This window comes from Streptomyces sp. NPDC045287 (assembly GCF_056432325.1).
Window position 1 is genome coordinate 172,275 of the sequence record NZ_JBWKJG010000008.1, and the last position, 21,429, is coordinate 193,703.

A 21,429-nucleotide genomic window follows, 5' to 3' on the forward strand; every position below is an offset into this window, starting at 1 on the left:
TGCTCGGCATTGCGTACACACAGGAGCGAATCCGCGCGGGGGGAGAGGGCTCGTGCCCCGTCCGGCGCGGGCGGGGGGTCCCGGGAGCGACGGCCCCGGAGGGAGCGCCGGTCCGGCGGCGGGCCCGTCCGCGACCCGCCACCGCCGCCCGCCGCGGACCCCACGGAGACCACAGCCCTGTCCCGGAAGTCGGCCCGGCCATAGCCTGGGGAAGATCCACTCCCTTCCTCGGAGGTCGAGCCTTGCGCAGGCGTACGTTCGTCACCGCCCTCGGCGCCGCAGCCGCCGCGTCCGCCGTACCGGGAGTGGCGCGGGCCGCCGCCCCGCTCATCGCGCCCACGCTGACGGGCCGGGACCCGGCGGCGTCGGCGAACGCGCGGGCGGTCTACCGCCACCTGGTGTCGCTGGAGAACGCCGCGCGCTCCGGGAACCGCCCGATGACGATCATCGGGCAGCACATCGAGACCCAGCAGGAGCTGTACAACGCGAGCTACGGGGACACGGGCGGCACGACGTTCTCCGGCTACTACTACAAGAAGGCCCGGGACATCACGGGCAAGCTGTCCGGCTTCATCGAGATCGACCTCGGACCCGGGTACGGCGCGACCGGCTGGGGGACGTACGGGGACCGCTCCTACCACCGGCCGCTGGGGCTGCCGACGGGGCAGCGGCAGTGGCAGTACGCGGACGACGCCGTCGACCTCGCCTTCGGCGTGTGGAAGGGGCTGCCGCGCGCGGCGGACGGCACGTACAACCCGGACGGCACCATGGTCCGGGCCGACGGCACCGCCGCGGCCCTCGCCAACGGCGGCGCGGCCTCCGGGATCGTGGGCATGAGCTTCCACCAGCCGTACCCGGGCTCCCCGACGAAGTCCTGGAGCCGGGTCCTCGCCCAGGTCGAGGGGGAGCACCCGGGCGGGAACGCCTCCCATCCGGTGGCCACGCTCACCACCGACCAGGCGTGGTTCGACCGCGTGGTCGACTGGGAGTCGGACACCCCCGAGTACCGGGCGCTCCTCGCGGACCTGCGCTTCCTCGCGGCGGCGCTCTCGTACTTCGCCGCGTGGGACGTTCCCGTGCTGCTCCGGCCGTACCACGAGATGAACGGCCGCTGGTTCTGGTGGGGAGGGAAGACGCCGGCCTCCTACAAGAAGCTGTGGCGCATCACGTACGACTACCTGGTGAAGACGAAGGGCCTGCACAACCTGGTCTTCGTCTGGTCGCCCAACGCCTGGAAGCCGCAGGGGGACGACGTGCCGTGGGACTACTACCCCGGGGCCGACCTCGTCGACGTCGTCGGCGTCGACGACTACGCGCCGGCCGCCTCGGACCTCACGCACACGTGCTACACGGGGCTGGCCGGCTACGCGAAGCCGCGGATGCTCGCGGAGACGTTCAACGTGCCGATCACGGCGGGCGGTTCGAACGCGCTGACCCGCAGCCCGTGGGTGATCTGGAGCACCTGGGGCTCCGCGCTGACCAAGACGGGGATCAACACGAACGCGGACGTGAAGGCGACGTACTACGCCACCGACCAGGTGTACACGGGAGGTTCGGGCACCGGGTTCGGGCAGAACTTCGCCTGGGGCTCGATCCACGCCCACTGACCGGCGCCATGGGGCCCGGCAGGCGGAAGCGCAAGCCGGGCTGGTCCGTACGGGTGGTGTTCATCGGAAGATCCGCGTGCGGACGGCGTCGCTCCCCCGGATCCCGAGATGCGTACACATCATGAGAAAGGTATGTAGATCGACCAATCCGCAACACGTCGGGAAAGCGAGGGGCCATGGCCGCCGGCAAGGTCAAGCAGTTCTGGACCGCGATCGTCTCCTTCTTCTGCGGGCTCCTCGCCTCCTTCAGGCCCGCGGCGCCCGTCACGCACCGGCGCCCCGGTGCCGGCGCCGAAACCGCCGCCGCCCGTACGGCCCGCACCGGTGCCGTGGCCCTGCCGCCGCAGCGGACCGCAGCGGCACCCGGGATCGGTGCCGGACGAGGACGACGGGCGCCGCGCGGGCGGGCCCTGCCACCCACGATCAAGCAGCGGATCCACGCCGAGGCGCACGGCACCTCCCCCGCCGTGCGGCGTCTGACCACCGTCGGCGCCCTGGCGGCGGACCACCGGGCCGACGGCGGGGGCACCGACGCGGAGGCCGAGGCGGCCGTCCCCGCGGGCGCGACCGCCGCGCGCTAGCCGGCAACCGGCGGCGGGACGGTCACGGACCGACCGCGTGCCGACCGACGACCGGCCGTGTCGACTGACGACCGACCGCGCGCCGACCGACGACCGACCGTACGCCGTCTGACCGCGCGCCGACCGACGACCGGCCGCACCGATCACCGACCGGCCGTACGCCGACCGACGACCGACCATACGCCGTCTGACCGCGCGCCGACCGGCCGTACGTCGACCGACGACCGGACGCGCCGACCGCCGTCCCTCGTCCGCCGGGGTCAACGGAGCTCGTCGCCGTCCTCCGGCTTCTCCCTCTCGATCGCCTCGACCGTGCCGTCCTCGATCATCTCGGTGCCGGCCTCCGCCCTCGCCGTGGCGGGCTCGCTGCCGTCGACCGACGTGAGCGTGGCGCCCTCGGAGACCTCCGTGGGGGGCTCGACCAGCCAGTCCGGGTTGGCCTGGTTGTCCCACCACTTCCACACGGCCACGGCACCGCCGAAGACCACGCCCAGGACCGCGATCCCCCGCACCGTCCGCCTGGTGCGGGCGCGGCGCTCGTGCCGGCGGACCAGCTTCCTGACCTCCTCCGCCGTCACCTGGCCGCGCAGCGCGGCGAGGGCGGCGGTCGAACGGGACACGGCCTCCTCCCGTACGGGACCCGCCGCGGCCCTCGCCAGCTCCAGCCGGGGCGCGGTGTAGTAGGCGGCCTGACGTGCGGCCCTGCGGGTGTGGTGCGCGGCGCGGTGCGCGGCCGCGTCGAGCTTCGGCGGTACGTGCGGCGCGACGTACACGCCGTACTGGACACGGGCCTGCTGGGTGGCCTTGGAGACCTTCGGCGCCATCCTGACGCGTGCTTCGCGCGCGTAATGCGCGGCCTGTTCCCTGGCCGCGCCGGCGTAGGGCGCCACCACGTCCGCGGCGTGCAGCACGCTCTCCTTGGCCGAATCGGTGGCGGCGCGCACGCTGTCCATGCGGGTCACGGGATCCTCCTCCTCGGTGGCGGTTCGATACCTCACCTTTCCGCCGTTTTGGAAATCATGCCCCGGTGGATCGCGGTCGGCATGCGGTGCGGGCATCCGGGGCATTCCCGTGCGACCCTCCCGGCTTTTGTCCCCCGCCGCGGCTTCCGTGCGAGGATCGGACGCGTAAGAGAAGACCTAAGGAAGGCACATCGTGGCCGAGCAGCTTTACGCCACCCTGAAGACGAACCACGGCGACATCGAGGTCCGGCTCTTCCCGGACCACGCGCCGGTCACGGTCCGGAACTTCGTCGAGCTCGCCAAGGGTGAGCGCGAGTGGACGAATCCGGCGACGGGCCAGAAGACCACCGCCCCGCTGTACGACGGCACGGTCTTCCACCGCGTCATCAGCGGCTTCATGATCCAGGGCGGCGACCCGCTGGGCAACGGCACGGGCGGCCCGGGGTACGAGTTCAAGGACGAGTTCCACCCGGACCTGGCGTTCACCAAGCCGTACCTGCTGGCCATGGCCAACGCCGGCCCGGGCACCAACGGCTCGCAGTTCTTCATCACCGTCTCGCCGACCACCTGGCTGACCGGCAAGCACACGATCTTCGGTGAGGTCACCGACGAGGCGAGCAAGAAGGTCGTCGACGCCATCGCCGGCACGCGGACGAACCCGCGCACGGACCGTCCGGTCCAGGACGTGGTCATCGAGTCCGTCGTGGTCGAGACGCGCTGACGCCCCGGGCGACCCGCGGTCGCCCCGGTTCCCCCGGGAACCTTTCCGCCCCGCCCGTCCGTAAGGATGGGCGGGGCGTTGGTACGCGCACGACGACGAGGGGATCCCCATGGAGCAGGGTCAGGCGCCGAACGGGTTGTCGAGCTGCTACCGCCACCCCGGGGTGGAGACCGGCGTCCGCTGCACGCGCTGCGAGCGGCCGATCTGCCCGGACTGCATGGTCGGGGCGTCGGTCGGCTTCCAGTGCCCCGAGTGCGTGCGGAACGGATCGGGCACGGGCCACGGGCCGGACGCCGCCCGACCGCGGAACATCGCGGGCGGAGCCATCGCCGGCGGCGACCGGCAGTTGGTCACCAAGGTCCTGATCGGGATCAACCTGCTGGTGTTCCTGGGCGGCCTGTTCTTCTCGGGCCTCGTCGACGAACTGGTGCTGATCGGGCTCGCCTTCGACCCGGAGCTGTTCCGGGTGGTCGGGGTGGCCGACGGGGAGTGGTACCGGCTGCTGACGGCGGTGTTCCTGCACCAGGAGGTGTGGCACGTCGGCTTCAACATGATCGGCCTGTGGGTGCTGGGCGGGCCGCTGGAGGCGGCTCTCGGCCGGGTCCGCTACCTCGCGCTGTACCTGCTCTCCGGGCTCGCGGGCAGCGCGCTCACCTATGCGATCGTGGCGCCGAACCAGCCCTCCCTGGGGGCGTCCGGGGCGGTCTTCGGACTGATGGGCGCGACGTTCGTGCTGTTCCGCCGGCTCCGGTACGACCTGCGGCCGGTGCTGGGCCTGATCGTGCTGAACGTGCTGATCACGGTCGTCTTCCGGGAGGTCATCGCCTGGGAGGCGCACCTGGGCGGCCTGGTCGCCGGGGCGGTCATCGCGTACGGCATGGTGAGCGGCCCGCGCGGGAAGCGCCCGCTGCTGCAGTGGGGGGCCTGCGCGCTGGTGCTGGCCGCGACGGTGGTGATGGCCGTCATGAGGACGACCGCGCTCGTCTGAGCAAAAGCTTTCCCCAGAGTTGTCCACAGCCGGTGACGACGCTGCTGCACGGCGTCGGGAACACCTGTGCCCCTCGTCGCTGACCTGGGTGTTTCCAGTGCGGCGAGGGGTCGGGGTGAAGGCTTGTGGAGGGGAGAGCGGTCACGACGCCATCAACATCATGTGAGTTATCCACAGATCGTCTGAACTTTTCCACGGCTGTGCACAACCTTGTGGATAACCCGGACGGGTGTGTGACGGCGCGAAGGGCCTTCCGCTACTCCGCTATTTCCACTGCGTCGAGACGGCGAAGCCGGCGGCGATGAAGCCGAAGCCGACGGCGACGTTCCAGTTCCTCAGCGACTCCATGGGGAGAGTGCCGTCGGTGACGAAGAAGACCACGATCCAGGCCAGCCCGATCGCGAACAGCGCCAGCATGACCGGAGCGACCCAGCTGCGGTTGGTCAGCTTGATGGCGGTCGCCTGCTTCGCGGCGGGGGGCGGCGTGAAGTCGGCCTTCTTGCGGATACGTGACTTCGGCACGAGGAACTCTCCTGTCGATGCGCTGCGTGACCGCGCGGAAACGGTGACTTTTGCTGGTACGGGCTGAGAGCGAGGTGGCCCGCCTCCTCGCCCAGGCGTCCGTTAGCGTAGTGCTTCCGCGACGCCTAAGGAGATAAGGGTACGTTGAGCAATTCCGCCGACTCCCCCGCGGAGCCGGCCCGGCGCGGTAGGTGGCGGCCGGTACGGCTGCTGACCGCTGCCGTCTTCGCGCTCGCGGGCCTGATCTTCGTCACCAGCTTCCACACCGCCAAGGGCACCAACATCCGCACGGACGACTCCCTGTTGAGGCTCTCCGACCTCGTCCGGGAGCGCAGCGACAAGAACGCCGAGCTGGAGGAGTCCACGGCGGCCGTACGCGACGAGGTCGACGGACTGGCCCGCCGCGACGACGGCTCCAACGGCGCCGAGGACGCGCGGCTCGGCGCCCTGGAGAAGGCCGCGGGCACCACGGAGGTCGCCGGCGACGGCCTCACGGTCACGCTCGACGACGCCCCGCCGGACGCCAGGGCGGCCCCCGGCTACCCCGAGCCGCACGCCAACGACCTGGTCATCCACCAGCAGGACCTCCAGGCCGTCGTCAACGCCCTCTGGCAGGGCGGCGCGCGCGGCATCCGGGTCATGGACCAGCGGCTGATCTCCACCAGCGCCGTGCGCTGCGTCGGCAACACCCTGATCCTCCAGGGCCGCGTCTACTCCCCGCCCTACAAGGTCACGGCCGTCGGCGACACGGGCAGGCTGCGCGAGGCCCTCGCCGCCTCCCCCGCGGTCCAGAACTACCAGCTCTACGTGAAGGCGTACGGCTTGGGCTGGAAGGTCGAGGAGCACGGGGCGATGACCCTGCCCGGCTACGCGGGCACGGTGGACCTGCGGTACGCGCGACCGGCCGCTTAGCACGGAGCGCCCGCGTTTTCCACAGGGGGCCCATCGGGAGGGGATCGCCCCGTACTCTGGTGCGGTATCGACGGAAGGGACGGCAGGCGTCATGTACGGCTGGATCTGGCGGCATCTCCCGGGCAACGCATGGGTGCGGGGGCTGATCTCGCTCGTGCTCGTCCTCGGGGCCGTCTTCCTGCTCTTCCAATACGTGTTCCCCTGGGCGGAGCCTCTGCTTCCGTTCAACGATGTGACGGTGGACGGTCAGTGAGCGCACGCATCCTCGTCGTCGACAACTACGACAGCTTCGTCTTCAACCTCGTCCAGTACCTCTACCAGCTCGGTGCCGAGTGCGAGGTGGTCCGCAACGACGCGGTCGAGCTGGGCCACGCCCAGGACGGCTTCGACGGCGTCCTCCTCTCGCCCGGCCCCGGCACGCCCGAGGAGGCCGGCGTCTGCGTGGACATGGTCCGGCACTGCGCCGCGACGGGCGTCCCCGTCTTCGGCGTCTGCCTCGGCATGCAGTCGATGGCCGTGGCGTACGGCGGTGTCGTCGACCGCGCGCCCGAGCTGCTGCACGGCAAGACGTCCCTCGTCGTCCACGGGGGGCAGGGGGTCTTCGCCGGGGTGCCGTCGCCGTTCACCGCGACCCGGTACCACTCGCTGGCCGCCGAACCGGCCACCCTGCCGGACGTCCTGGAGGTCACGGCGCGCACCGAGGACGGGATCATCATGGGGCTGCGGCACCGTGAGCACGCCGTGGAGGGCGTGCAGTTCCACCCCGAGTCGGTGCTCACCGAGCACGGCCACCTGATGCTCGCCAACTGGCTGGAGCGGTGCGGCGACACCGGTGCGGTCGGCCGCTCCGTGGGCCTCGCGCCGGTGGTGGGCAAGGCCGTCGCGTGACCCCCGTGCGCCCGGAGCACGACGCGACCGGGAGCGGCCCGGAGGGGTCGCCCTGGTTCCGGGCCACGAACCAGCCCCCGCGGCAGGAGGAGCCGGTGCCCGGATCCGTACCGGAGCCCCAGGAGTGGCAACAGCAGCCGTACGCGCCGCCCGGCGGACCTCCCGGGACGCCGGGACCGGCCGGGACGTACGAGCCGCCGTACGAGGCGTACGCGGCGCCCGAGGCGTACGCAGGGCACGGGGCGTACGGCGCCCAGGGCGGCCCGCAGGCCCCGTACGCCCGGGGCGGCCCGCAGGACCCCTACGCGGTGCCCCAGCAGTACGCCGAGCCCCGACCGCCCTTCGACGCCGTACCGCCGCACCAGGCTCCCCAGCCGTACGGCACCTCCCAGGCGTACGCGCGCCCGCAGGGGTACGACGAGCCGGGCCCTTACGAGCGGTCCTACGCCCCGCGCGGGGCGGCGGGCGGGGTGCCCGCCGGGGCCGACGCGGACGCGACGGCGGTGCTCCCCGTCACCGGCCCGGCCGCGCGCCGGACCCCCGGACCGGCCGGTGACACGGCCGGTGACGTGGCCGCCGACCCGATGGCCGTCCCCGCGCCGCGAGGCGCCGGGGAACCGCGGACCGGGGGCCGGGCCGAGAGGCGCCGCGCCGCGAAGGGCCGCGGCGGTCGCCGCCGCGCCCCCGGGTCCCCGCCCCCGACGGCCGCCCCGACCGGCGCGCCCCTGTCCCGGGTCGAGGCCCGCCGCGCCGCCCGCGCCGCGAAGGACGGCTTCGGCGTGATCGCCAGCCGCGTCATGGGGGAGGTCTTCATCACCTTCGGCGTGGTCATGCTGCTCTTCGTCGCGTACCAGCTGTGGTGGACGAACGTCCAGGCCGGTCTGGAGGTCGACAAGGCGAAGGACCGGATCGCGCAGAACTGGGCGAAGGGCGACTCCGACAGGGAGCCGGGCGTCTTCGAGGCCGGCGAGGGCTTCGCGATACTCCACATCCCCAAGCTCGACGTCGTCGTGCCCGTCGCCGAGGGCATCGACAAGGAGAAGGTCCTCGACAAGGGCATGGCCGGCCACTACGCCGAGGGCGCCCTCAAGACCGCCATGCCGTCCGACAAGGAGGGCAACTTCGCGGTCGCCGGGCACCGCAACACCCACGGCGAGCCGTTCCGCTACATCAACCGGCTGCGCCCCGGCGACCCCATCGTCGTCGAGACCCGCGAGGCGTACTACATCTACGAGATGGCCAGCATCCTGCCGCAGACCCCGCCGTCGAACGTCTCGGTGCTCAAGCCCGTCCCCGAGGGTTCGGGGTTCACCGGTCCGGGCCGGTACATCACGCTGACCACGTGCACCCCGGAGTTCACCAGTACCTACCGCATGATCGTGTGGGGCAAGATGGTCGAAGAACGGCCGCGCAGCAAGGGCGTACCGGACGCGCTCGCCGGCTGACACCTCAAGACGGGACAGATGTTGTGGCACGTGCGCGCAGCCGGATCGCCGGCGTCATCAGTGTCTTCGGCGAACTGCTGATCACCGCAGGCGTGCTGATGGGACTGTTCGTCGTCTACTCGCTGTGGTGGACGAACGTGCTGGCGGACCGCGAGGCGGACAAGCAGGGCGACGCCGTGCGCGACAGCTGGACCGACACGAGCCCCGGCGCCCTCGACACCCGGGGCGGCCTCGGCTTCCTCCACGTCCCGGCGATGGGCGGCGACGAGGTCCTGGTCAAGGAGGGCACCAGCCCGGACGTCCTCAACCACGGCGTCGCCGGGTACTACACCGATCCCGTCAAGTCGGCCCTCCCGCAGGACAAGACCGGCAACTTCACGCTGGCCGCGCACCGCGACGGGCACGGCGCCAAGTTCCACAACATCCACAAGCTGAAGACCGGCGACCCGATCGTCTTCGAGACGAAGGACACCTGGTACGTCTACAAGGTCTACGAGACCCTGCCGAAGACCTCCCGGTTCAACGTGGACGTGCTCCAGCCCGTCCCGAAGGAGTCCGGCAGGACCAAGCCGGGCCGGTACATCACGCTCACGACCTGCACACCGATCCTGACCTCCGACTTCCGGTACATCGTCTGGGGCGAGCTGGTCCGTACGGAGAAGGTCGACCACGAGCGGACCAAGCCGGCCGAGCTGCGTTGAACCCGTCGCGGCGGCGCGGAGCCGCCGCGGCACCCCGGCAACACCCGGGCCACACCCCGGCGGCGCCTCGGCGAAGGCCCGGCCGCCCGCGCCGGACACGGCGGAGGCCCGGCACCCCTCGGTGCCGGGCCTCCGCCGTGTCCTGTGGTGGCCGCGCCTTCGCTACGGCTCGTCTACGGCTCGGAGCGGAAGGCCGCGCCGGTCACGCCGCCGAACCAGCCGGCGTTGTCGCCGTCGCCGTCACCGCCCTGGTCGCCGCCGTTCCCGCCGTTGCCGTTCCCGTTGCCGTTGTCGCCGTTCCCGCCGTTGCCGCCCAGGCCCTGGGTCTTCACGGTGACCGACGTGCCGGGGTCGACCTTCTTGCCCGGCTTGGGGTCCTGGTCGACGACGAACACCGCGTCGTTGTCCGGGCCTTCGGAGACGGCCAGCTGGAGGCCCCGCTGCGCGAGGACCTGCTTCGCCTGACCCAGCAGCATGCCGGTGACGCGGGGCACCTCGACCTGCTGCTGCTGCGGCCCCTTCGACACCTTCAGGGTGACCGTGGTGCCCTCGGAGACCTGCTCGTCCGCCTGCGGGTTCTGGTCGACGACCTGGCCCGCCGGCTTGTCCGAGTCCACGTCCTCCCGCAGCACCCGGAACTTCAACGTCTCCAGCTGTGCCTTCGCGTTGTCGAACTGGCTGTCGATGACCCTCGGTACGGGCACCTTCCCCTTCACGGCGATGGTGATCGTGACCTCGGTGCCCTTCTCCTGCTCCGTGCCGCCCTCGGGGTTCTGCTCGATGACGGTGCCCTCGGGCTTCTCCGACTCCCGCGTCTCCACCTTGACGGTGAAGCCCTCACTCTTGAGGGTGGTCGTCGCCAGGTCCTCGGACTGCTCCAGGACGGTGGGCACCTTGACCTTCTCCGCGCCCGCCGACACCCAGACGCTGATGGTGCCGTTCTCGTCCATCTGCGCGGTGCCGTCCGCGACGGGGTCCTGGCGACAGACCGCGCCCTTGGGCTGGTCGCACTGCTCCCCGCCCGCGTTGGTCACCTTGACGCCGGAACTGACGGCCGTCTTCTCGGCGTCCGCGTACGTCTTCCCGACGAGGTTCGGGACGGTCACCTGGCGCGCGCCGTCGTCGCTGAAGACCGTCTTCCCGATGAGGATGGCGCCGACGAGCACGAGGACGCCCGCGAGGACCAGCAGGATCGTCGAGAGGTTCGACTTCTTCTGCGGCTGGCGGCGGCGCCCGGCGCCCCGGTCGTCGTACCCGTATCCGCCGTCGTCCGGGTTCATCGGCGGCAGCATCGACGTCTGCGCGCCCGGGTCCGCCGAGTGCATGGCCGCGGTCTGCTGGTCCGGGTGCGGATAGCCGTAGCCGCCGGGTGCGCCCATGGCGCCCATCGCGGCCGTCGCGGCGACCGGCTGGCCGTCCAGGCACGCCTCGATGTCGGCGCGCATCTCGTCGGCCGACTGGTAGCGGTAGTCCGGGTCCTTGACGAGCGCCTTCAGGACGATGGCGTCCATCTCCGGCGTGATCTCCGGGTCGAAGACGCTCGGCGGCTGCGGCTCCTCCCGCACGTGCTGGTAGGCGACCGCGACCGGGGAGTCGCCGACGAACGGCGGGCGGACGGTCAGCAGCTCGTACAGCAGGCAGCCGGTGGAGTACAGGTCGGAGCGGGCGTCGACGGTCTCGCCCTTCGCCTGCTCGGGGGAGAGGTACTGGGCGGTGCCGATCACGGCGGCCGTCTGCGTCATGGTCATGCCGGCGTCACCCATCGCGCGGGCGATGCCGAAGTCCATGACCTTGACCTGGCCCGTGCGCGTCAGCATGACGTTCGCCGGCTTGATGTCGCGGTGGACGATGCCCGCGCGGTGCGAGTACTCCAGGGCCTGGAGGATGCCGACCGTCATCTCCAGCGTGCGCTCGGGCAGCAGCTTGCGCCCGGAGTGGAGCAGCTCACGCAGGGTGGACCCGTCGACGTACTCCATCACGATGTACGGGATGGACACGCCGTCGACGTAGTCCTCGCCGGTGTCGTACACGGCGACGATCGCCGGATGGTTGAGCGAGGCGGCCGACTGGGCCTCACGGCGGAACCGGGCTTGGAAGGACGGGTCGCGGGCCAGGTCGGCCCGCAGCGTCTTCACGGCGACGGTGCGGCCGAGCCGGGTGTCGTGGGCGAGGTAGACCTCGGCCATGCCACCACGGCCGAGCACCGAGCCCAGCTCGTACCGGCCGCCGAGGCGACGCGGCTCATCCATAACTGTTCCAGCCCTCTCCGTCAGTCCCGGCCGCAACCGTCTGTGTGGTCCGGCGGTGTGCTGTTCGCGCAAAGGCTACCGGCCACGGGGAGCCGATCCGTCCGGTACCGGAAGCTGATACGGGACCGGTACACAGGCATCGCCGTCACCTCCGGCTGTCGAGTACCGCCTTCATCACGTCGCGCGCGATCGGCGCGGCCAGGCCGCCGCCGCTGATGTCGTCGCGGGTCGCGTCGGAGTCCTCCACGACCACGGCGACGGCGACCGGAGAGCCGCTGTCCGTCTTCGCGTAGGAGATGAACCAGGCGTACGGGCGTGCCTTGTTCTTCTCGCCGTGCTGCGCCGTACCGGTCTTGCCACCGACCGTGACGCCGCGGATGGCGGCCTTGCCGCCCGTGCCGTTCTCGACGACGTTCTCCATCATCTGCTGGACGAGCTGAGCGGTCTCCGGGGACATCGGGCGGCTCATCTCCTCGGGCTCGTTCTTCTCGATCACGTCGAGGTTCGGAGCCACGAGGTGGTCGACCATGTACGGCTTCATCAGCTTGCCGTCATTGGCGATCGCGGCGGTGACCATGGCCATCTGGAGCGGCGTCGTCGCCGTGTTGAACTGGCCGATGGACGACAGGGCGTTGCCGCCGCGGTCCATCTTCCGGTCGTAGACGGAGGCGGCCGCGCGGACCGGGGTGTCGATCTCCGGGTTGTTGAAGCCGAACTTCTCCGCCATCTCGGCCATCTTGTCGCGGCCGACCTCGTCGCCGAGCTTCGCGAAGACGGAGTTGCAGGACACCTCCATCGCGTAGTTCAGGGTGGCGTTCTCACAGCCGCTCGCGTGGTTCTTCATCGGCACCGTGGACAGCGGCAGGTAGTACGGCTCCGGCGTGTCCGTCGGCGCGTTGATGTCCTTGACCTTGCCGTTCTCGATCGCGGCGGCGGCCGTGAGGACCTTGAACGTCGAGCCGGGCGGGTAGATCTCGCGCAGCGCGCGGTTCAGCTTCGGCTTGTCCTTGTCCTTCTCCAGCGCCACCCACGCCTTCTCGTCGGCGGCCTGGTAGCCGGCGAAGGAGCCCGGGTCGTACGACGGGGTGGAGGCCAGCGCGAGGATCTTGCCCGTCTGCGGGTCGATCGCCGCGACGGCGCCCTTCTTCTTGCCGAGGCCCTCGTAGGCGGCCTTCTGCGCGGCGCCGCTGAGGGTCGTGACGACGTTGCCGCCCTTCTTCTGCTCGCCCGTGAACATCGAGAGCGTGCGGTCGAAGAACAGCCGGTCGTCGTTGCCGGTCAGGATCGAGTCGTTCAGCTTCTCCAGCTGGTTCGAGCCGTACGCCTGCGAGGCGTACCCGGTGACCGGGGCCCACATGGGGCCGTCGATGTAGGTGCGCTTGTACTGGTAGAGCGGGTCCTTCGAGTCGACGGAACCGGTGATCGGCTTGCCGTCGACGATGATGTCGCCGCGGACCGAGGCGTACCGCTCGATCGTCACCCGCCTGTTGCGCTCGTGCGAGTTCAGCTCGTCGGCGCGGACGAACTGGAGCCAGTTGTCCCGCAGGAGCAGCGCGAGCACCAGGAGGCCGCAGAAGATCGCGATATGGCGCAGGGGCTTGTTCACGGTCGGACCACCTGGGTCATCTCGGCGTCGGGACTGGGGGCGGGGGCGGGCGCGGGGCGGCGCGCGGTGTCGCTGATGCGGAGGAGGATCGCGATCAGCGCCCAGTTGGCGATCACGGACGAGCCGCCGTACGCGAGGAACGGCATCGTCATGCCGGTCAGCGGGATGAGGCCCATCACACCGCCGGCGACGACGAAGACCTGGAGGGCGAAGGCGCCGGAGAGGCCGGTCGCGAGGAGCTTGCCGAAGGGGTCGCGGGCCGCGAGGGCGGTGCGCAGGCCGCGCTCGACGATCAGGCCGTACAGGAGGATGAAGGCCATGGCACCGGCCAGACCCAGCTCCTCGCCGACGGTGGCGAAGATGAAGTCGGAGTTGACGGCGAACTTGATCAGGTCGGAGTTGCCCTGGCCGAGCCCGGTGCCGATGGTGCCGCCGGAGCCGAACGACATGAGGACCTGGGTCATCTGGTCGCAGGCCCAGGCCATGTTCGTGTCCGGGGGGGCCGTCTTCAGGCACTCGAAGGGGTCGAGCCAGGCGGCCACACGGGACTGGACGTGCGTCGCGAACGAGCCGACCGCCACCGCGCCGCCCACGGCCATCAGCAGGCCCATGACGATCCAACTGGTCCGCTCGGTCGCCACGTACAGCAGGACGACGAACATGCCGAAGAACAGCAGCGACGTGCCGAGGTCGTTCTCGAAGACCAGGATGGCCAGGCTGAGCGCCCAGATGGTGAGGATCGGGCCGAGGTCCCGGCCGCGGGGCAGGTAGAGGCCCATGAAGCGACGGCTGGCCAGGGCGAGCGCGTCGCGCTTCACCATCAGGTACCCGGCGAAGAAGACCGCCAGGACGATCTTGGCGAACTCACCGGGCTGGATGGAGAACGGACCGATCCTGATCCAGATCTTGGCGCCGAAGCTGTCCGTGCCGAGCCCGGGGACGAGCGGTAGCAGCAGCAGGACGATCGCCACGACCATGGAGATGTACGTGTAGCGCTGGAGCACCCGGTGGTCCTTGAGGAACACGAGTACCAGCAGGAACAGCGCCACGCCGATCGCCGAGTACATCAGCTGCTTCGGGGCGTCCCCGCTGTGGCTGCCGTACGCCCGGATCGAGTCGGCGATCAGCCGCGGCGACTGGTCGAGGCGCCAGATCAGCACCAGGCCCAGGCCGTTCAGCAGCGTCGCCAGCGGCAGCAGCAGCGGGTCGGCGTACTTGGCGAAGCGGCGCACCAGCAGGTGCGCGATGCCCGCGAGGAGACCCAGGCCCAGGCCGTAGCCCAGCATGCCCGCGGGGACCTCGCCGTCGAGGGCGAGGCCCACGTTCAGGTACGCGAAGACCGGGATCGCGACGGCGAAGCCGAGCAGCATCAGCTCGGTGTTGCGGCGGCTCGGCGCGTCGATCGCGCCGATGGTGGTCGTGTTGGTGACAGCGCTCATGGTGGTGAAAAGGCCCCCCTACGGGTGCTTACTGCTTGCCGCAGTTCGAGGCCAGCCTCTTCTCGTCCTCCGTGAGGGTGGGGCCCGGGGAGGGGACGGCTGTGGTGGGCGTGGGCTTGGGCTTGGTGGTGCCGGCGGAGCCCGTGGTGCCGCCGGCCTGCTCCTCGCTGGGAGGCGTCGTGGCGCGGGCCGTGCCGGCCGCGCGGGCCTGCTCCTGCTTCCTGCAGGCGGTCGCCTGGGCCCCCAGCTCCTTGATCTTGGCCTCGGCCTTCGCCAGGCTGCTGCCGGCGATCGTCTCCTCGACCTGCTTCTGCTGGTAGGCGGGGAGGTACTTGAGTTCGATGTCGGGGTGGTCCTTCTCCACCTTCGACAGCGACAGCCACGCCAGGTCCTGGCTGATGCCGCGGTACAGCGCGACGTGGCCGTCGTTCGCACCGACGTAGTACTGCGTCTGCGTCCAGCGGTAGCCGCCGTACGCACCGCCGCCGACGAGCGCGACCACCAGCAGCGCGAAGAAGATCCGCTTGGCCCACTTGCGGCCGGGGCGCGGCTTGCTGAGGTCGGCGTCGCCGTACGCGCCGTAGCCGCCGCCCTCGGGGGGCATGCCGCCGTAGCCGATGCCGTCGCCGCTGCCGGGCGGGCCGAAGCCGCCCGCCGGCGGTTGCCCGGACCGGCCGAGGCCGGACGCGCGGCCCGCCGGGGTCTGCATGGCGCCGCCGTCGTTGAGCTGCGGCTGGTTCTCGGCGACCGCGCCGACGACGACCGGGGAGTCGCTGAGCCGGCCGGCGAGGGTGTCGCCGCCGTCCACGTCGAGGACGTCCGCGACGATCACGGTGATGTTGTCGGGGCCGCCGCCGCGCAGGGCGAGCTGGATGAGCTCCTGGACGGTCTCCTGCGGGCCCTGGTAGCCGGCGAGCGTCTCCTCCATCGTCTGGTGGGAGACGACGCCCGACAGGCCGTCGGAGCAGATCAGGTACCGGTCGCCGGCGCGGACCTCGCGGATCGACAGGTCCGGCTCGACGTGGTCGCCGCTGCCCAGCGCGCGCATCAGGAGGGAGCGCTGCGGGTGGGTGGTGGCCTCTTCCTCGGTGATCCGGCCCTCGTCGACGAGGCGCTGGACCCAGGTGTGGTCCTGGGTGATCTGCGTGAGGACGCCGTCGCGGAGGAGGTACGCGCGCGAGTCGCCGACGTGGACGAGGCCGAGCCGCTGGCCGGTCCACAGCAGGGCGGTCAGGGTGGTCCCCATGCCTTCGAGCTGGGGGTCCTCCTCGACCATCATGCGCAACTGGTCGTTGGCGCGCTGGACCGCGGTGCCGAGGGAGGTGAGGATGTCCGAGCCGGGGACGTCGTCGTCGAGGGTGACGAGCGTGGAGATCACTTCGGAGGAGGCGACCTCGCCGGCGGCTTGGCCGCCCATGCCGTCGGCGATCGCGAGCAGGCGGGGTCCGGCGTAGCCCGAGTCCTCGTTGCCCTCGCGGATCATGCCCTTGTGCGACCCGGCGGCGAAACGCAGTGACAGACTCATGCGCACCTCACCCGTCGGCTCGGGGTACAGCCGGTCTCGAGCCACACTGCCCACCCTCCGGTCGGGAGCCCCTTCCGGTCCCCTGGGACCGCTGCGGCTCGCTCGCTCCGCTCGCTCATTGTCGTACTACTTCCGCAGCTCGATGACGGTCTTGCCGATGCGGATCGGCGCGCCCAGCGGAATCGGGGTCGGTGTGGTGAGTCGGGTCCGGTCGAGGTAGGTGCCGTTCGTGGACCCGAGATCCTCGACGATCCACTGGCCGTCACGGTCCGGGTAGATCCTGGCATGCCGACTGGAGGCGTAGTCGTCGTCCAACACGATCGTGGAGTCGTGGGCCCGGCCCAGCGTGATGGTCTGGCCCTGGAGCGCGACCGTCGTGCCGGCCAGCGTGCCCTCGGACACGACCAGCTTGGTCGGGGCGCCGCGGCGCTGCCGCTGCTGCGGCGGTGCCGCGCCCTGGCGGCCGCCCTGCTGCGGACGCGCGCCCTCGCGGCGCGAACCGCGCTGCGTGACCCGCGTCCCGAACAGGTCGCTGCGGATGACCTGGACGGCCACGATGACGAACAGCCACAGTACGGCGAGGAAACCCAACCGCATGACCGTGAGGGTCAGCTCTGACATTGCCCCCGCTTCACCCTTCGGCTTGCCGGTAAACGATGGTGGTACTGCCCACGACGATCCGCGAGCCGTCGCGGAGCGTAGCGCGGGTGGTGTGCTGCCCGTCGACCACGATGCCGTTGGTGGACCCGAGATCCTGGATCGTCGAGGGCGTTCCGGTCCGGATCTCGCAGTGGCGGCGGGACACGCCGGGGTCGTCGATCCGTACGTCGGCGTCGGTGCTGCGGCCCAGCACGAGGGTGGGGCGGGAGATCTGGTGGCGCGTGCCGTTGATCTCGATCCAGCGGCGCACCTGGCCGGCGCCCGGCACGTGACCGGAGGCGCCCGGCGGGCGGTGCGCGGCGGGACCGGGGCGGTGCGCGCCGCCGGGGGCGCCGGCGCCCGGCGGCGGGGCGGCGGGCATCGGCGGCGCGCCGGTCGACGGGTAGCCGTAACCGCCGGGGCGACCGCCCTGGCCGTGCGGCGGGCCGGCCGGGTGCGCGCCGTCGACGGGCTGCGCCGACTGCGAGGAGCTGGACGCCAGGGTGCGGCTGCGGACCCGGTACAGGCCGGTGTCGAGGTCGTCGGCCTTCTCCAGGTGGACCTTGATGGGGCCCATGAACGTGTACCGCTGCTGCTTGGCGTAGTCCCTGACGAGGCCGGCGAGCTCGTCGCCGAGCTGGCCCGAGTACGGGCTGAGACGCTCGTAGTCCGGCGCGCTCAGCTCGACGATGAAGTCGTTGGGGACGACCGTCCGCTCACGGTTCCAGATCGTCGCGTTGTTGTCGCACTCGCGCTGGAGGGCCCCGGCGATCTCGACGGGCTGGACCTCGGACTTGAAGACCTTGGCGAAGGTGCCGTTGACCAGGCCTTCGAGACGCTGCTCGAACCGCTTCAGGACTCCCATGGGGCACCTCCTCCGTCGTTGCCGTCCTGGTACTGCTTACTGATCGTATCCACGCGTCGGGAAATCGGCTGGTTCCCCTTCTCTGCCCTGTGGACGAGTGTCACCTCTCACATCTCCCGTACGGATCGTAGAGGCGGCCTGTGGACAGTGTCCCGCACCCGGGGCCCGGCCGGGATGAGCGGGGGGCGGGGCGTTCCGTTCCGTGCCGGTCCATTCCCGTCGTCCCGTGGCGGGGTGTCCATATGTACGTCTCCAGGGAGTGCGTGGCGTGTGCGGTCTGTGCGACGTGTGTGCTGCGCGTGGTGTGCGGTCGGGCGGGTGGACGGAACGTGTACCCGCTTCCGCGCGGTCCCGCGTGTGCCCGCTTCCGCGTGTGCCTGCTTCCGCCCGTGCCGCCGTCTCCCCCTCTTCCTTGTTTGCCCGCCGGGCCCCCGAAACAACGGATGTGAATCCACCCCGTGCGACGTGCTAATCTTCAGATGTCGCCAGGCGGTCGCACCGAACAAGGTGGGGCCCGAGGTGACGATGCGCGGGTGGCGGAATAGGCAGACGCGCTGGATTCAGGTTCCAGTGCCCGCAAGGGCGTGGGGGTTCAACTCCCCCCTCGCGCACCACAGGAGACAGGGTCTCCACCAGGACGAAGGTCCGGGTGGGGGCCCTTTCTCGTTGGGCGGTCCGCCGTGGCGGGAGCGGCGGCGCGGTGAACCGCCGTCTCGTGAGCAGTGGCAGGCCGGGGCGCGGCGGCGGGCGCCGGGGGTGTGTGCGGGTTGTCCACAGGGGGAGACGGGTGGGGGGCAGGGGGGTACGGTCGTCGCACGTTCGGTCTGTTTCACGTGAATGGGGGGCGTATGGACGAGAACCGGGCCGTGGTGCCCGCGCAGCGGACGGGTGGCGGCGCGGGCGCGGCCGGCGCGGGCGCGGGGCCGATTGGCGCGGGCGCGGCGGACGCGGGCGGCGACGCGGAGCGGATCCCGGTCGTGCCGGGATTCGCGCGGCACCCCGCCGGGACGCACGGACCGGGCGGGGCCGAAGGGCCCAAGGCGTACGGCAAGGCCCTGCGCGGGCGGGTGCCGCGCGCCGCGCACGGCACGCTGGTGCTGCGTGCCGGACGTCCCGACGCGGTGCGCGCGGTCGAGGAGTCGAGCCGCGACCGGGTGCCCGCACTGGCACCGATACGGGTCGGGCGCATGGCGGCGACGCCCTTCGCGTTCCTGCGCGGTGCGGCCGGGCTGATGGCGCACGACCTCGCGGGCACACCGGTGACGGGCGTGGGCGCGCAGATATGCGGCGACGCGCACGCGGCGAACTTCGGCCTGTACGGCGACGCGAGCGGCCGGCTGGTCATCGACCTGAACGACTTCGACGAGACCGTGGTCGGCCCCTGGGAGTGGGACGTCAAGCGGCTCGCGACGTCCCTGGTGCTGGCCGGTCGGGAGGCCGGAGCCGACGAGGACGTGTGCCGGGCGGCCGCGTACGACGCGGTGGGCGCCTACCGGCGGACCATGCGGCTGCTGGCGCGGATGCCGGTGCTGGACGCGTGGAACGCCATCGCCGACGAGGAACTCGTCTCGTACACGGACGCGCGGGACCTGCTCGGCACGCTGGAGCGGGTGTCGGAGAAGGCGCGCGGGAACACGAGCGCCCGGTTCGCCGCGAAGGCGACGGAGATCTGCGAGGACGGCTCGCGGCGGTTCGTGGACGCCCCGCCGGTGCTGTCGCGCGTGCCGGACGCCGAGGCCGCCGCGGTCGCCTCCGCCCTGGGATCGTACCTGGAGACGCTGCCGCCGGACCGGCTGCCGCTGCTCGCCCGGTACGCGATCCAGGACGTGGCGTTCCGCGTCGTCGGCACGGGCAGCGTGGGCACCCGGTCGTACGTGGTGCTGCTCCTGGACCACCGGGGGGAGCCGCTGGTGCTCCAGGTGAAGGAGGCCAGGCCCTCGGCGCTGGTGCCGTACCTGCCCGAGGCCGGGTTCGAGGCCGGGGCGGCCGGGCACGAGGGGCGCCGGGTCGTGCTGGGACAGAAGCGGATGCAGGTCGTCAGCGACAGCCTGCTCGGCTGGACGACCGTCGAGGGGCGGCCGTACCAGGTCCGGCAGTTCCGCAACCGGAAGGGCAGCGTCGACCCGGCGGCGCTGGCGGCCGACCAGATCGACGACTACGGGCGGATGACCGGCGCCCTGTTGGCGAGGGCGCACGCCCACAGCGCCGACCCGCGGATCGTAGCGGCGTACTGCGGCAAGAACGACGAGCTGGACACGGCCTTCGCCGCCTTCGCCGTGGCGTACGCGGACCGCACCGAGGCCGACCACGCCGACCTGGTCACGGCCGTCCGGGCCGGACGTGTCGCCGCCGAGCTGGGCGTATGACGGGTTGGGCGCCGGTCGCCCGTAGTCTGGACAGGTGACGACCCCGAGCGACGACCTGACCGGCGCCCCCGTGGAGGAGGCCGCTGCCGCCGAGCGGCACCGGAAGCCCGAGCAGCAGGGCCCCCCGCCCACGGAGGCCGGTACCGCCGCGCCCGGTGCCGCCGAGGCCGCCGGGCCGCAGGAGGCTCCGGAGGCGCGGCTCGCCCGTGCCGTGCGGGCGGCGGAGCAGGCGCTGATCGAGTTCGAGATCGCGGTGGAGAGCTTCCGGATCGAGGTGGAGAACTTCTCCCGGCTGCACCACCAGCGGCTCGGTCCGATGTACGCGCGCCTCGACGAGCTGGACGCGCTGATCGCGGAGGCGCGGGCGGCGCGCACCGGCGATCCGGAGGACCTGCGCAAGGCGCAGGAGGCCCGGGCCGTGGTGATGCCGATGCCTGGAGTCGACGAACTCTTCCACAGCTGGATCGACTCCGAGGGCCTGTCCCCGGAGGCCGCCGCGATGCTGAACGAACAGCCCGTGCAGGCGCCCCGGCGGGTGCGTCCCAGCGACGAGGCGCGCAAGCTCTACCGGGACCTCGTCCGCAAGGCGCATCCCGACCTGGCCGCCGAGGAGGCGGAGCGCAAACGGCGCGACGAGTTCATCACGCGCGTCAACACCGCGTACGCCCGCGGTGACGAGGCGCTGCTGCGGCAGCTCGCCGGCGAGTGGGAGGCGGGGCCGGCACCCGCCGAGCCGCCGGTCAGCGAGAGCGAGGAGCTGTACGCCCGTCTGGACTGGCTGGCGCAGCGCAAGGAACTGCTGACGGTCGTCGCGCGCGAGCTGGAGGAGAGCGCGATCGGTGCGATGCTGCGGATGGCGCCCGACGACCCCGACCGGCTCCTCGACGAGGTCGCCGAACAGTTGCTGGCCCAGGTCTCCGAGCGCGAGGCCGAGCTCGCGGCGCTGACGACCTCCCCGTACCTGCCCGAAGAAAAGGAATGACCCCCATGAACTTCGCACCGCTGCCCGTCGTGGACGCCGCGTCCGTGCCGGGTGACGCCCTGGTCCTCGACGTGAGGGAGGACGACGAGTGGGCCGCCGGGCACGTCGAGGGAGCCCTGCACGTGCCGATGAGCGAGTTCGTCGCCCGCTTCGGCGAGGTGACGGAGGCGGTGGCCGACGGGCGGCGCGCCTATGTGATGTGCCGGGTCGGCGGCCGGTCCGCGCAGGTCACGCAGTACCTGGTGCAGCAGGGGATCGACGCGGTGAACGTCGACGGCGGCATGCTCGCCTGGGAGAGCGCCGGACGCCCGATGGTGAGCGAGCACGGCGGTCCCGCGGCCGTCGCGTAACCGCCGGCTGCGAGGGGCCGGGCAACGGCGAGGGGCCGGGTGGCCGCGAGGTTTCGAACGGCGGCGGGGAGCCGAGCGGTC

The 21,429-nt window shown here is 71.7% G+C and carries 20 protein-coding genes and 1 tRNA gene; 13 read left to right on the forward strand and 8 right to left on the reverse strand.

The annotated features are described in order from the left end of the window. Positions 1-242: 242 nt before the first annotated feature. Entirely contained in the window at positions 243-1,607 is a 1,365-nt protein-coding gene (locus AC07D6_RS15810; RefSeq protein ID WP_479044771.1) for a glycoside hydrolase family 26 protein, read from the forward strand. 176 nt (positions 1,608-1,783) lie between these two features. Continuing rightward, positions 1,784-2,188, forward strand: coding sequence for a DUF6344 domain-containing protein (locus tag AC07D6_RS15815; RefSeq protein ID WP_479044773.1), 405 nt, complete (start codon positions 1,784-1,786; stop codon positions 2,186-2,188). A gap of 260 nt (positions 2,189-2,448) precedes the next feature. Here the strand turns inward: AC07D6_RS15815 and AC07D6_RS15820 are convergent, their stop codons facing one another. Further along, positions 2,449-3,150 (reverse strand): DUF5324 family protein, encoded by a 702-nt coding sequence (locus AC07D6_RS15820; RefSeq protein WP_479044775.1) that lies wholly within the window; start codon positions 3,148-3,150, stop codon positions 2,449-2,451. A 193-nt stretch (positions 3,151-3,343) separates the two neighbouring features. On the opposite strand from AC07D6_RS15820, the gene AC07D6_RS15825 reads away from it, so the two are divergent. Continuing rightward, positions 3,344-3,871, forward strand: a complete 528-nt coding sequence (locus AC07D6_RS15825) for a peptidylprolyl isomerase (RefSeq protein ID WP_315877023.1) — start codon at positions 3,344-3,346, stop codon at positions 3,869-3,871. Positions 3,872-3,980: 109 nt separating this feature from the next. Continuing rightward, complete coding sequence (locus tag AC07D6_RS15830; protein ID WP_479044779.1) at positions 3,981-4,859, forward strand: rhomboid family intramembrane serine protease; 879 nt, start codon at positions 3,981-3,983, stop codon at positions 4,857-4,859. Positions 4,860-5,123: 264 nt separating this feature from the next. On the opposite strand, the gene crgA is transcribed toward AC07D6_RS15830, so the two are convergent. Continuing rightward, positions 5,124-5,381: a cell division protein CrgA gene (gene crgA / locus AC07D6_RS15835; protein ID WP_023587669.1), complete on the reverse strand. Its 258-nt coding sequence runs from the start codon at positions 5,379-5,381 to the stop codon at positions 5,124-5,126. Between the two features lie 144 nt (positions 5,382-5,525). Here crgA and AC07D6_RS15840 point away from each other — a divergent pair, with 144 nt between their 5' ends. From AC07D6_RS15840 to AC07D6_RS15860, 5 genes are all read left to right on the forward strand, one after another. After that, entirely contained in the window at positions 5,526-6,293 is a 768-nt protein-coding gene (locus AC07D6_RS15840; RefSeq protein ID WP_315877025.1) for a DUF881 domain-containing protein, read from the forward strand. Positions 6,294-6,384: 91 nt separating this feature from the next. Beyond that, on the forward strand, positions 6,385-6,546 hold the full coding sequence (locus tag AC07D6_RS15845) for a hypothetical protein (RefSeq protein WP_315877026.1): 162 nt from the start codon (positions 6,385-6,387) through the stop codon (positions 6,544-6,546). Next, positions 6,543-7,181, forward strand: a complete 639-nt coding sequence (locus tag AC07D6_RS15850) for an aminodeoxychorismate/anthranilate synthase component II (RefSeq protein ID WP_315877027.1) — start codon at positions 6,543-6,545, stop codon at positions 7,179-7,181. The genes AC07D6_RS15845 and AC07D6_RS15850 overlap by 4 nt, the downstream gene beginning before the upstream one ends. Next, entirely contained in the window at positions 7,178-8,626 is a 1,449-nt protein-coding gene (locus AC07D6_RS15855; RefSeq protein WP_479044783.1) for a class E sortase, read from the forward strand. The genes AC07D6_RS15850 and AC07D6_RS15855 overlap by 4 nt, the downstream gene beginning before the upstream one ends. Before the next feature lie 23 nt (positions 8,627-8,649). After that, positions 8,650-9,327 carry a class E sortase gene (locus tag AC07D6_RS15860; RefSeq protein ID WP_315877029.1) on the forward strand — a complete coding sequence of 226 codons (678 nt, stop codon included), beginning with the start codon at positions 8,650-8,652 and terminating at the stop codon, positions 9,325-9,327. A 173-nt stretch (positions 9,328-9,500) separates the two neighbouring features. Here AC07D6_RS15860 and pknB read toward each other — a convergent pair whose 3' ends face one another. The 6 genes from pknB to AC07D6_RS15890 form a co-directional block, all read right to left on the reverse strand. After that, positions 9,501-11,576 (reverse strand): Stk1 family PASTA domain-containing Ser/Thr kinase, encoded by a 2,076-nt coding sequence (gene pknB / locus AC07D6_RS15865; RefSeq protein WP_479044786.1) that lies wholly within the window; start codon positions 11,574-11,576, stop codon positions 9,501-9,503. Between the two features lie 145 nt (positions 11,577-11,721). Continuing rightward, complete coding sequence (locus AC07D6_RS15870) at positions 11,722-13,182, reverse strand: peptidoglycan D,D-transpeptidase FtsI family protein (protein ID WP_315877031.1); 1,461 nt, start codon at positions 13,180-13,182, stop codon at positions 11,722-11,724. After that, a complete protein-coding gene (locus AC07D6_RS15875; protein ID WP_315877032.1) occupies positions 13,179-14,621 on the reverse strand; it encodes an FtsW/RodA/SpoVE family cell cycle protein in 1,443 nt (480 codons plus the stop codon). Before AC07D6_RS15875 ends, AC07D6_RS15870 begins: the two co-directional genes overlap by 4 nt. A 28-nt stretch (positions 14,622-14,649) precedes the next feature. Then, a complete protein-coding gene (locus AC07D6_RS15880) occupies positions 14,650-16,146 on the reverse strand; it encodes a Stp1/IreP family PP2C-type Ser/Thr phosphatase (RefSeq protein ID WP_315877033.1) in 1,497 nt (498 codons plus the stop codon). Between the two features lie 126 nt (positions 16,147-16,272). After that, positions 16,273-16,767 (reverse strand): FHA domain-containing protein FhaB/FipA, encoded by a 495-nt coding sequence (locus AC07D6_RS15885; protein WP_315877034.1) that lies wholly within the window; start codon positions 16,765-16,767, stop codon positions 16,273-16,275. 10 nt (positions 16,768-16,777) lie between these two features. Then, a complete protein-coding gene (locus AC07D6_RS15890) occupies positions 16,778-17,650 on the reverse strand; it encodes an FhaA domain-containing protein (protein ID WP_479044792.1) in 873 nt (290 codons plus the stop codon). Between the two features lie 527 nt (positions 17,651-18,177). On the opposite strand from AC07D6_RS15890, the gene AC07D6_RS15895 reads away from it, so the two are divergent. The 4 genes from AC07D6_RS15895 to AC07D6_RS15910 all read left to right on the forward strand — a co-directional run bounded on the left by AC07D6_RS15895 (position 18,178) and on the right by AC07D6_RS15910 (position 21,348). After that, positions 18,178-18,264 (forward strand) — tRNA-Leu (locus AC07D6_RS15895). 234 nt (positions 18,265-18,498) lie between these two features. Beyond that, a complete protein-coding gene (locus AC07D6_RS15900) occupies positions 18,499-20,016 on the forward strand; it encodes a DUF2252 domain-containing protein (protein ID WP_479044794.1) in 1,518 nt (505 codons plus the stop codon). Positions 20,017-20,050: 34 nt separating this feature from the next. After that, positions 20,051-20,998, forward strand: coding sequence for a hypothetical protein (locus tag AC07D6_RS15905; protein WP_479044796.1), 948 nt, complete (start codon positions 20,051-20,053; stop codon positions 20,996-20,998). 5 nt (positions 20,999-21,003) lie between these two features. Continuing rightward, positions 21,004-21,348: a rhodanese-like domain-containing protein gene (locus AC07D6_RS15910; protein ID WP_315877037.1), complete on the forward strand. Its 345-nt coding sequence runs from the start codon at positions 21,004-21,006 to the stop codon at positions 21,346-21,348. The last annotated feature ends 81 nt before the right edge of the window (positions 21,349-21,429 follow it).